General features: G+C 69.6%; 12 protein-coding genes and 1 pseudogene. 7 read left to right on the plus strand and 6 right to left on the minus strand.

Annotation, left to right across the window (positions count from 1 at the left end):
* Window positions 1-12: 12 nt before the first annotated feature.
* Window positions 13-1,536 (plus strand): nucleobase:cation symporter-2 family protein, encoded by a 1,524-nt coding sequence (locus tag ACFVM3_RS22670; protein WP_378441474.1) that lies wholly within the window; start codon window positions 13-15, stop codon window positions 1,534-1,536.
* Here ACFVM3_RS22670 and ACFVM3_RS22675 read toward each other — a convergent pair.
* Window positions 1,503-2,249, minus strand: coding sequence for a MerR family transcriptional regulator (locus tag ACFVM3_RS22675; protein ID WP_378441476.1), 747 nt, complete (start codon window positions 2,247-2,249; stop codon window positions 1,503-1,505). The genes ACFVM3_RS22670 and ACFVM3_RS22675 overlap by 34 nt on opposite strands.
* A 45-nt stretch (window positions 2,250-2,294) precedes the next feature.
* Entirely contained in the window at window positions 2,295-3,140 is an 846-nt protein-coding gene (locus ACFVM3_RS22680) for an alpha/beta fold hydrolase (RefSeq protein WP_378441478.1), read from the minus strand.
* A 231-nt stretch (window positions 3,141-3,371) separates the two neighbouring features.
* On the opposite strand from ACFVM3_RS22680, the gene ACFVM3_RS22685 reads away from it, so the two are divergent.
* Both ACFVM3_RS22685 and ACFVM3_RS22690 read left to right on the plus strand, forming a co-directional pair.
* The gene (locus tag ACFVM3_RS22685) at window positions 3,372-3,575 is read left to right on the plus strand and encodes a cold-shock protein (protein ID WP_005149851.1); all 204 of its coding nucleotides are present in this window, start codon (window positions 3,372-3,374) and stop codon (window positions 3,573-3,575) included.
* A 102-nt stretch (window positions 3,576-3,677) separates the two neighbouring features.
* Window positions 3,678-4,322: a GNAT family N-acetyltransferase gene (locus tag ACFVM3_RS22690; protein WP_378441480.1), complete on the plus strand. Its 645-nt coding sequence runs from the start codon at window positions 3,678-3,680 to the stop codon at window positions 4,320-4,322.
* Here ACFVM3_RS22690 and ACFVM3_RS22695 read toward each other — a convergent pair.
* Window positions 4,312-4,959, minus strand: a complete 648-nt coding sequence (locus tag ACFVM3_RS22695; protein WP_378441483.1) for a response regulator — start codon at window positions 4,957-4,959, stop codon at window positions 4,312-4,314. The genes ACFVM3_RS22690 and ACFVM3_RS22695 overlap by 11 nt on opposite strands.
* Window positions 4,956-6,158: a sensor histidine kinase gene (locus ACFVM3_RS22700; protein ID WP_378441485.1), complete on the minus strand. Its 1,203-nt coding sequence runs from the start codon at window positions 6,156-6,158 to the stop codon at window positions 4,956-4,958. The genes ACFVM3_RS22695 and ACFVM3_RS22700 overlap by 4 nt, the downstream gene beginning before the upstream one ends.
* Before the next feature lie 139 nt (window positions 6,159-6,297).
* On the opposite strand from ACFVM3_RS22700, the gene ACFVM3_RS22705 reads away from it, so the two are divergent.
* Window positions 6,298-7,386, plus strand: coding sequence for an alpha/beta hydrolase family protein (locus ACFVM3_RS22705; protein ID WP_378441487.1), 1,089 nt, complete (start codon window positions 6,298-6,300; stop codon window positions 7,384-7,386).
* Here the strand turns inward: ACFVM3_RS22705 and ACFVM3_RS22710 are convergent.
* Window positions 7,383-8,339, minus strand: a complete 957-nt coding sequence (locus ACFVM3_RS22710) for an SDR family NAD(P)-dependent oxidoreductase (RefSeq protein ID WP_378441489.1) — start codon at window positions 8,337-8,339, stop codon at window positions 7,383-7,385. The two genes, ACFVM3_RS22705 and ACFVM3_RS22710, sit on opposite strands and share 4 nt — an antisense overlap.
* Window positions 8,340-8,394: 55 nt before the next feature.
* On the opposite strand from ACFVM3_RS22710, the gene ACFVM3_RS22715 reads away from it, so the two are divergent.
* The 3 genes from ACFVM3_RS22715 (at window position 8,395) to ACFVM3_RS22725 (ending at window position 10,294) form a co-directional block, all read left to right on the plus strand.
* Window positions 8,395-8,787, plus strand: coding sequence for a MerR family transcriptional regulator (locus ACFVM3_RS22715; RefSeq protein WP_378441491.1), 393 nt, complete (start codon window positions 8,395-8,397; stop codon window positions 8,785-8,787).
* Between the two features lie 36 nt (window positions 8,788-8,823).
* A complete protein-coding gene (locus ACFVM3_RS22720; protein ID WP_378441493.1) occupies window positions 8,824-9,201 on the plus strand; it encodes a PPOX class F420-dependent oxidoreductase in 378 nt (125 codons plus the stop codon).
* 106 nt (window positions 9,202-9,307) lie between these two features.
* On the plus strand, window positions 9,308-10,294 hold the full coding sequence (locus ACFVM3_RS22725) for an MCE family protein (protein WP_378441495.1): 987 nt from the start codon (window positions 9,308-9,310) through the stop codon (window positions 10,292-10,294).
* Window positions 10,295-10,341: 47 nt separating this feature from the next.
* Here ACFVM3_RS22725 and ACFVM3_RS22730 read toward each other — a convergent pair.
* Window positions 10,342-10,689, minus strand: a pseudogene (locus ACFVM3_RS22730) (IS30 family transposase); the annotation flags it as partial.
* Window positions 10,690-10,787: the final 98 nt, after the last annotated feature.

Consider the following 10,787-nt stretch of genomic DNA (forward strand, 5'->3'; position numbering starts at 1 on the left):
AGAGGCGGATCCATGGTGAAGAGGACGCGGGCCGAAACGGCCGCGAGCGGCAGGCCCGAGGACGAACGGCTCGGGATCGGCAAGAGTTTCACTTACGGCATCCAGCACGTCCTGACGATGTACGGCGGGATCATCGCGCCGCCCCTGATCATCGGCGGCGCCGCGGGCGTCTCGACCGCCGAGATCGGGCTGCTCGTCGCGTCGTGCCTGTTCATCGGCGGTCTGGCGACGATCCTGCAGTCGTTCGGCATCCCGTTCTTCGGCTCCCGGCTGCCGCTGGTCCAGGGCACCTCCTTCGCGGGCGTGGCGACGATGACCGCGATCGTGGCCGACGGCGGGCTGCCGGCCGTGTTCGGCTCGGTGATCGCGTCCGCGCTGCTCGGCCTGCTCATCACGCCGGTGTTCTCCCGGCTGGTGAAGTACTTCCCGCCGGTGGTCACCGGGACGGTGATCACCGTGATCGGGCTCAGCCTGATGCCGGTCGCGGCCCAGTGGGCGATGGGCAACAACACCAAGGCGCCGGAGTTCGGCTCGGTCTCCAACATCGGCCTGGCCGCGATGACGCTGGCGATCGTGCTGCTGCTGAGCAAGGTCGCCGTCCCGGCCATCTCCCGGCTCTCGATCCTCCTGTCGATCGTGGTCGGCACCGTACTGGCCGCCGTGCTGGGCAAGGCCGACTTCTCGCAGGTCTGGGACGGCCCGATCTTCGCCGTGCCGACCCCGTTCGGCTTCGGCGCGCCGACCTTCGACGTCGCCGCGATCGTGTCGATGTTCATCGTCGTGCTCGTGACCCTCACCGAGACCACGGCCGACATGCTCGCGGTGGGGGAGATCGTCGGCACGCGGGTCGGCAAACGCCGGATCGGCGACGGGCTGCGCGCCGACATGGCGTCGTCGGCGGTCGCGCCGGTCTTCAACGGGTTCATGCAGAGCGCGTTCGCCCAGAACGTCGGTCTCGTCGCCATCACCGGCGTCCGGAGCCGCTTCGTGGTGACCGCCGGCGGCGTGATCCTGCTGGTACTGGGCATGCTCCCGGTACTCGGCCGGGTCGTCGCCGCGATCCCGTACCCGGTGCTGGGCGGCGCCGGTCTCGTGCTGTTCGGCACGGTGGCGGCGTCCGGTATCAAGACCCTGTCCAAAGTGGACTACAACGGGAACATGAACCTGGTGATCTTCGCGGCCTCCGTCGGGCTGGGCATGGTCCCGATCGCGGCGCCGGAGTTCTACCACCACTTCCCGGCGTGGGTCGGCACGATCTTCCACTCGGGGATCAGCTCGGCCGCGCTCATGGCCGTCGTGCTGAACCTGCTGTTCAACCACCTGAAACCGGCCAAGGCGGGCAGCGACCCGTCGGTGTTCGCGACCGCGACCAGGGTGATCGACTACTCCGACCTCAAGGCCTTCTCGCGGCTCAAGGACGGCGACCGGATCGTCGACGGCAAGATCGTGGACGCCGAGGGCAACCCGGTCGAGGTGTGCGACGAGGACGGCAAACCCGTGCCCTACCGGATCGGGTCCGAGCCGGAGGGGCACTGACGCAACCGGGCACGGCGGGCGAGTTCGCCGACGATGCGTCGCCACGCCGGTGACGACTCGGAGATCCGGGATACCACCAGCTCGCGGTGTCCCGTCCGCCCGCCATCCCGTTCGTGTTCGATCTCCCAGGCGTCCAGGTCTTCGATGAGCCGGTCGAGGCGCGGATCGCGTGGATCCCAGCCGACCGCCTGATCGCAGGCCAGATAGATCCGCAGCGTCTCGGGATCGTCGAAGGCGGCGTTCTTGTCCCGCAGCCGTTCCGGCATGGCGCGCGGCTCCAGCGCCTGCATCAGGATCCACGCGTCGCGTTCGAGCAGCACCCGCTGTTCGCTGACGCCGAGGCCGCGCATCCGCTCCAGGAGGGCGACCACGCCGGGAGGCAGGACGAGCCGTTCGCCGCCGGTCAGTTCGGCGATCCGGTGGCGGGTTTCGGTGAGCCGGTCGATCTTGCGCCGCAGTTCGGCGTCGATTTCGGTGATGCCGTCGGCGAACTCGGCGGGCTCCGCGTGCAGCAGCGCGTCGACGCGGGCCAAGGGGACGCCCGCGTCCGCGAGGGTCTTGATCCGGATGAGGTCCACCGCCGCCTGCGCGCTGTAGCGGCGGTACCCGGAGGCGTCGCGTTCCGGCTCGGGCAGCAGGCCGATGTGGTGGTAGTGGCGGACGGCGCGCACGGTCACCCCGGCGGTCGCCGCGAGCTGGCCGATCGTGAGCACCCGTCCTCCTTCCGCGGTTGAGTGGCCGGACTCTGGTCCGAAACGTCACGCGTCCCCCCGGCGGGACCGGTCGACGACGTCGCGGATCGCCCGGACCACGGCGTCGGGGCGATCGAAGCAGAGCCGGTGGTGGAGCGTATCGGGGACGAGCCGCTGCTCCGCGTGGGAGAACCCACTCACCCGCGCGGCGTCCATCTTCGTCTTGGCCTCGTCGATCTCCGGCGACGGATCGGCGACGGTGAGCGCGACCATCGGCACGTCGGGGAGGGCAGGCCCGCCCCGCAGTTCCTCGGCGAGCGCGACCAGCCCGGTGCGTTCCGCGGCGCCGGCGCGGAGCCATTCGTCACTCACCTTGGCCTCGATCAGGAGGCGGCCCACATCGTCCGGGTAGCCCGCGCGCAACTCGGCGTGCATCGCGCGAAGGGCCTCGCGGTCCGGCTCGGGTCCAGGGCGCTCGGCCTGGGCCAGGCTCGCCGCGGGCGGCATGAAGTCGTCCCAGTCGGGGTGAAGGGCGTCCAGGAAGACCAGTCCGGCCACTTCCCGCGGGTACAGCTGCGCGAATCGGTGCGCGTAGAGGCCGCCGAGTGAGTGCGCGGCCAGCACGTACGGGGCGGTGATGCCCTGGCCGAGGAGCAGTTCGCGCAGTTCCGTGGCGACCGCGGTGGCGTCGCGGGGCAGCGGGAGGGAATCGCTGTAGCCCGTGCCGCCGCGGTCGTACAGCACGGCGGTGGTGAACCGCGCGACCTCCTGCTGGACACCGAGGTAGTCCAGGCCGACCGCGCTCGCCCCCGGCAGGAACACGACGGCGGGCCCGCCGTCACCCGACCGGTGCACGAACAGGCGGCGGCCGTCGATCTTCTGGAACTCTCCGAGTGGGGGTGTGGTCGTCATACGGCTAGGCTCCGGCCCTGACGCAGGGTCAAGGTCAAGCCCGGGGTCTCGGAGACGGCGAAAATCGGCGATCCGACCCGCCTGCCGACCCGCCAAGGGTGACGTTGACCTGGCGATCTGTACGAATTTGCGACGGCGACGTGTGTTACCGGCGAAGACCTGCGAGAATGGTCCACGAGATCGGGGCATCGAATGAGCTCAGACTCGCTATGAAGAGCAGGTAGAAAAAGTATGGCTCAGGGCAGCGTTAAGTGGTTCAACGGCGAAAAGGGCTTCGGCTTCATCGCTCAGGACGACGGCGGACCGGACGTTTTCGTGCACTACTCGGAGATCCAGGGCAGCGGTTTCAAGTCCCTGGACGAAGGGCAGCGCGTCGAGTTCGAGATCGGCCAAGGTCAGAAGGGCCCGCAGGCCCAGCGCGTCGTCGCCATCTGACTTTCTTCACGCCGAAGGCCCCCATCCGTACCGGGTGGGGGCCTTCGGGCGTTTCGGGACCCGATATCGTCGATGCATGCTTGTGATCGTTCGTGAGCACCCGTGCGGCCGGACGCGGTGACCCGCTCCGCCCTGGAGCCCGAGCAGGTCGGGCGGAAGGTGCGGTTGCGCGAGGTCGGGCTGGGGGATCGCCGGGTCCTGATGGGCTTCGACCGTGACATGGCCCGTGAGGCGACGCCGCTGATCGGTGGGGGGCACCGGCACTGGGCCTCACACCGTTCGGGGTCCTCCGGAGACGACATCCACTTCGGCATCGAGACGGTGCGCGGCCGGATGCTGGTCGGTTCGGTCTGCACCATCGGCGCCGATCCGGTGACCGGCCGGTTCGGCTACGGCATCGGGATCGCCCCGCGCCACCAGCGCTGCGGGTACGCCACGGACGCCATCACCGTCCTCCTGGCGCATATGTTCGGGCAACGCGGCTTCCGCAAATGCGAGGTCACCGTGTACGGCGGCAACCTGGCGTCGCTTTCGCTGCACGGCGGTCTCGGCTTCCGCGAGGAAGGCAGGCTGCGCGACACCGAGGTGGTGCGCGGCGAGATCAAGTACCTCGTGCGGATGGGCATCACCGCCGAAGAGTTCGCCGCGCGCCCCGTCGACAGCCTCGCCGACCTCGGCAGGCGCGGACAGCACCGGCGGCCACGGCGCGGCAAGCACTGGCGCGCGCCCGCCGCGGTCAGCGGCTGATCATCCCGGATTCGTAGGCGAAGACGACGGCCTGGACGCGGTCGCGGAGCCCGAGCTTCGTCAGGATGCGGCCGACGTGGGTCTTCACCGTGCCCGGTGAGAGGAACAGCAGTTCGGCGATCTCGGCGTTGGACAGGCCGCGCGCCAGCTGCTGGAGCACCTCGTTCTCGCGGCCGGTGAGCAGGGCGAGCCGGTCGTCCGGCGGCGACACGGGCAGGCCGGTGACGACCCGGTCGAGCAACCGCCGGGTGACGGTGGGCGCGAGGGTCGCCTCACCCGCGGCGACCACCCGGACCCCGGCGAGCAGATCCGGCGCCAGCGCGTCCTTGAGCAGGAAGCCGCTGGCCCCCGCCCGGAGCGCGGCGTAGACGTATTCGTCGAGGTCGAACGTGGTCAGCACCAGGACGCGGGCGCGCCGAACCGCGGCGATCGCGGCCGTGGCCTCGACGCCGTCCATCTCGGGCATCCGGATGTCCATGAGCACGACGTCGGGATCGAGCTCCGCCACCAGCGCGACGGCCTCCGCGCCGTCGCCAGCCTCGCCGACGACGTCGATGTCGTCCGCGTTGTCCAGGATCATCCGCAGGCCGGTGCGCACGAGCGCCTGGTCGTCGGCGATGACCACCCGGATCGTCATGACGGCAGGGTCGCGCGGACGGCGAAGCCGCGCTCCGCCCGCGGACCCGCGTCGAAGGTGCCGCCCAGTACGTTCACCCGTTCCCGCATCCCTTCGAGGCCGTGCCCGGTGCCGGACGGCGTTTCCGCCGCGAGGCCGTCGTCGGTCACCTCGATCTCCAGCGCCCCGGGCTCGTACCGCATCACGATAGTCACCGACACGTCAGGACCGGCGTGTTTCAGCACGTTCGTCAGCGCCTCCTGCACGATCCGGTACGCCGCCAGGTCCACTGTGGACGGAAGGGGCCGTGGATCCCCTTCGACGCGGAACTCGACCGGCGTGCCCGCCGACCGGATGTCGGCGGCCAGCCGCGGCAGGCGCTCCGCACCCGGCTGAGGTTCCCAGTCCGGCTCGTCCTGGCCGAGCGCGCCGAGCAGCCGCCGGATCTCGCTCAACGCGGTGCGCCCGGTGTCGACGATGGCGTCCAGCGCCTCCCTCGATCGCTCGGGCCGCCGGTCCAGTTCCGCCTGGGCGCCCTGCGCCTGCAGGACCACCACGGAAAGCGCGTGGGCGACGACGTCGTGCAGTTCGCGGCTGATCCGGCCGCGTTCGGCCGCCACGGCCAGCGCGGCCTGGGTGTCGCGCTCGCGTTCGAGATCGGCGGCCCGCTGCTCCAGCACCGACAGCCGGATCCGGCGCTGCCGCGTGTTCAGCCCGGCGAGCCACGCCACCCCGAGCGACAGGCCGATTCCCGGAAAACCGCCCCAGTCCTGCACCTGGTGGTCGTCGGCGTCGGTATCGGCCGGTGCCAGCCGATCGATGATGATGATCCGCGGTGGCGTCGGGCCCGGTGTCCGCGTGTTCGCTTCCGAGGCATAGAACGACCAAGCCGCCGCGACGAGCAGTCCTGCCGCCAGCAAAGCGACGGAACGCCGTCGCGACCCCCAGGCCGCGACGGAGAAGAGGCCGACCAGCGCGACGACGTCGACGGGTTTGAGGTCGTTGCCCATGGCCAGATGCAGGAGCGAGGCCGTGCCCCCGGCAGCAAAGGTGATCGTGGGATTCCGGTGCCGGACGAGCAAAGAAGCCAAGGCCGCCAAGGAGACCAGCCACCACTCGAAGCCCTCCGGGTCGTCGGCTGTGACCACAGTGGACAGTCCGATGAGGAGGGTCAGGCCGCGGTCGACGGCTCGCGGGTGATCACTGAGGAAGGACGGCACCAGCCGAGCGTAATCCCGGATCGGGCGGCGCGGATCCCTCTCGCGGCAGACCTCGGGATACGACCTGCGGCAGACGCGCGAATACGGCGCCGGGCTCCAGCCTGGACACAGGAAGATCCTCGACAGAAACGGAAACCCCATGAGACGGCTTCTCGTCGCGCTGACCGCCCTCGCCGGCATGGTGTCCTTGGCGAGCCCGGCCGCGGCGGCCCCACGGTTGACGCTGCCGCCGCCGACCGGCTCGTATCCCGTCGGCTCCACCGACCTCCACCTCGTCGACCGCTCGCGCCAGGACCCGTGGGTGCCGTCCGGGCCGCGCGAGCTGATGGTGTCGATGTTCTACCCCGCGCTGGTGCCGATCGGCCCGAAACGGCCCTACCTCACCTTGGCCGAGGCCAAGGCGTTCCTGACCGAATCGGGCCTCCCCGACATCGATCCCGCACTGGTCGCCGGGACCCGGACCAGCGCCAGGGTCGACGCCCCGCCCCAGCCGGGAAAGCACGCGCTCGTCGTCCTGTCGCCGGGATTCGGCAAACCGCGCACGACGCTCACCGGGCTCGCGGAGGAGCTGGCGAGCAAGGGGTTCGTGGTCGCGCTGATCGGCCACAACCACGAGTCCCATGGCACCGCGTTCCCGGACGGGCGCGTCACCGAATGTGCCGCGTGCGGCTCCGAGTCGACGTTGCTCCCGCCGATCCGCTCCGCGGACGCCTCGTTCGTCCTCGACACGCTGACCAGGCCTTCGTCGCACTGGTCGCGGCTGATCGACCGGACGCGCATCGGCATGGCGGGGCATTCCATCGGCGGGTACAGCACGCCGACCGCGATGGTCGACGACCGGCGGATCCGCGCGGGCGCCGACCTGGACGGCAGGCTGTGGTCGCCGATCCCCGCGTCCGGGATCGACCGGCCGTTCCTGCTGCTCGGCCGGGAGAGCGAGTACACCCCGGCCGGCCCGGACACGACGTGGGCGGGCAGCTGGCCGAACCTCACCGGCTGGAAGCGCTGGATCAGCGTCGCGGCGGCCGGGCACGCGTCCTTCACCGACGTCGGCGTCCTCGGCGAACAGCTCGGCTTGGGCCAGCCCGGTCTACTCGACGGCGAGCGTGGTATGGCCCTGACCAGGGCGTATGTCTCCGCGTTCTTCGACAAGAACCTGCGCGGCGGGCAGCAGCCGCTGCTGGACGGGCCGGTGCCGGGCAACCCCGAGATCAAGTTCTGGAGCTAGCCAAGCGACGTCCCGGTGACGTTGGCGGAGAGCTTCCAGAGCCGTGCGGCCTCGCCGGGATCGATCGCGTACGGGCGCACGCCGACCCACTCGCCCTCCTCGGGGGCGAGCTCGGCGATGTCACAGTCCTCGCAGTAGAGCCCGCCCATCCCGTCGAGCAGCGGTGACGTCGCCGCCCAGACCTGGGTCGCCGCGCCCTGCTCCGGCGTTTTGAAATCCGGGTCGGCCAGTTCGCCGTGTTCGTCGATCCAGCCGCGTTCGACCATCTCCTCCTGCCGCAGATACCGCTGCAGGGGAGTGAGGATGGCGCCCGGATGCAGGCTGAACGCGCGGATCCCGTGTTCGGCGCCGAGCGTGTCCAGCTGCACCGCGAACAGCACGTTCGCCGTCTTGGCCTGGCCGTACGCGAGCCAGCGGTCGTAGCCGCGCTCGAACTGGACGTCGTCCCAGCGCATCGGCGAGGAATGGTGACCGGCCGACGACACCGTGACGACGCGGGCGCCGCCGTCCGCCTTCAGCGCGGGCCAGAGACGGCTCACCAGGGCGTGGTGGCCGAGGTGGCAGATCGCGAAATGCGACTCCCAGCCGGGACCCACCCGCCGTTCCGGCGCGGCCATGATCCCGGCGTTCGCGATCAGCAGGTCGATCGGGCGCCCGGTGCCGAGGAACCGCCGGGCGAAGGCCTCGACGCTCGCCGGTTCGCCGAGGTCGAGCTCGTCGACTTCGGTACCGGAGATCCCGGCGAGCGCGGCCTCGGCGTCGGCCGGACGGCGCGCGGGGACGACCACGCGCGCGCCGGCGTTCGCCAATGCGCGCGTGGTTTCCAGGCCCAGCCCCGAATAACCGCCGGTGACGACGGCGAGTTTGCCCGAAAGGTCGATCCCGTCCAGTACTTCTCCGGCGGTGCTGCGCGCGCCGAAGCCTGAGCCGATCTTGTGCTGCGAAGTGGTCATGCGGCGGACGCTAGGCGCTAGAGGGCTCTCTAGGTCAAACGCTATCGTCGCCCGAGTGACGGAACTCGCGATCGGCCAGGTCACCGCCCGGACGGGCCTCAGCGTGCACGCGCTTCGCTTCTACGAGAAGGAAGGGCTGCTCGCGGCGCCGGTGAAACGGGACGCCGGCGGCCGCCGCGTGTACACCGAGCAGGACGTCGATTGGCTGGTGAACTGCACGAAGTTCCGGGCGTCCGGGATGCCGCTCGCCACCATCCGCGAATTCGCCGGACTCGTCCGGCAGGGGCCAGGGAACGAGGAAAAGCGGCTGGAGCTGCTGCGGGAACACCAGAAGAGCGTCCGGAACCGGATCGCCGAACTGGCCGACTGCCTGGAGCTGATCAGCCGGAAGGTCGAGATCTACGAGGAGCATGTCGCGCGGGGGACGGCGGACGGGCTCTGGCGCTAACCGTCACGTCCCGCGCGGTTGCCTCGTCCTAGAGGTATGACGACGCGACTTTCCAGATTCACAGACCAGAAGACGATTCTGCTGAAGACCTTCAAGCGGAACGGGACACCCATCGGGACACCGGTCAACATCGCCGTCGAAGGCGATCACGCGTATATCCGGACGTACGACGCGGCGTGGAAGGCCAAGCGCTTGCGGAACGACCCGCGGATCGAGATCGCCCCGTCGACGTTTCGCGGCACTCCGACGGGAGAGCCGGCGCGCGGGCGGGCCCGCCTGCTCGACGGTGAAGAAGCGCGGCACGCGGCGGCCCTCCTGGCCAGGAAGCATCGGCTCCTGCACGGGTTCCTCGTCCCGCTTGTGCACCGGCTGAAGAAGTACAAGACGCTCCATTACGAAGTCCGGCTCGATTAGAGTCCACAATGGACAGACACTGCCACCCGATCGGTGCAACGTTTCGCCTGGCGATGGGCAGGAGCGGCCCTTAAGCTTTGCCGCTTGTGACCTGCGAGGTGAGGCGATGAGGTCCTTCGGTGCGGTTGACCCGATCAAGCTCGCGCTCGCCGGGCTCACCACGATGGCCCTCGGGATGGCGGCGGCGCTCAACGCCGACGCGCTGCCGGTGATCGGCGGCGGCACCACCTATTCCGCCGAATTCTCCGACGCGGGCGGGCTGCGTGCGGACAACGACGTCCGGATCGCCGGGGTGAAGGTCGGCAAGGTGTCCGAGATCGACCTCGAAGGCGATCGCGTGCTCGTCTCCTTCCGGGTGAAGGACGCCTGGGTCGGCGACGCCACGAGCGCGTCCATTCGGATCAAGAACGTCCTGGGGCAGAAGTACTTGGCGCTCGACCCGCACGGCGAAGCGATCCTCGATCCCGGCGATCCCATTCCGCTGCGACGGACCACCGCGCCGTACGACGTTCTTGAAGCGTTTCGGGATTTGTCGAAAACCGTCGACGCCATCGATGTCGGCCAACTCGCGAAAAGCTTCGACACTATTTCGGCGACTTTCGCCGATACGCCCGCCGACGTCCGCTCGGCCCTGGACGGGGTCTCGAAGCTCTCCGGCACCATCGCCTCCCGCGACCGGCAACTCCGGACGCTGCTCGCGAACACCCGGCAGGTGTCGCAGACCCTCGTCGACCGCGACGCCGAGGTCCAGCGGCTGATCCAGGACGGCGACGCGCTGCTGCGCGCGATCTCCACCCGGCAGCAGGCGATCAAGGATCTGCTCGACGGATCGAAACGGCTCGCGACCGCGCTCGACGGCATCATCGCCGACAACGACGGGCAGCTCGGACCGGTGCTCGAACAACTCGACCGGCTGACGTCGATGCTCCAGCGCAACCAGGATTCGCTGGCCAAGGGGATCGCCGCGTTCGCGCCGGCGATCCGGGTGCTCACCAACGTCGCGGGCAACGGGCGCTGGATCGACGGCTACCTGTGCGGCCTGGTGCTGCCCACGTTCGGACCGCTCAACGAAAAGGGCTGCTTCGACTCGTGAGTGGCAAGGACGGGGTGGATTCATGCGATCGTCGCAACGTGCTCCTGTTAGGACAGTAGCTTGTTGAGTCGTTCGGCTGGGGTGTCCCAGTTGAGGGTTTTGCGGGGGCGGCCGTTGAGTTCGGCGGCCACCCTCGCGAGGTCTTCCCGGCTGTGTGTGGCGAGGTCGGTGCCTTTGGGGAAGTACTGGCGGAGCAGGCCGTTGGTGTTCTCGTTCGAGCCTCGTTGCCAGGGTGAGTGCGGGTCGCAGAAGTAGATGTCGAGGTCGGTGGCCAGGGTGATCTGGGCGTGCTGGGCCATCTCGGTTCCTTGGTCCCAGGCCAGTGACCGGCGCAGCTCGGCGGGCAACCGCTGAATCGTCGTGATCATCTCGTCGGCGACGGTGGCGGCGTCTTTCCCGGCCCTGTCATGATTTTCGTGTAAGCCACGGATGATTGTGTGGTTATTTTAGTGGATTGGTAGGCGGCCGGGGAAGAGGACCACGAGTGTGTTGA

The sequence above is a fragment of the Amycolatopsis sp. NPDC057786 genome (assembly GCF_042797905.1).
Lineage (GTDB): Bacteria > Actinomycetota > Actinomycetes > Mycobacteriales > Pseudonocardiaceae > Amycolatopsis.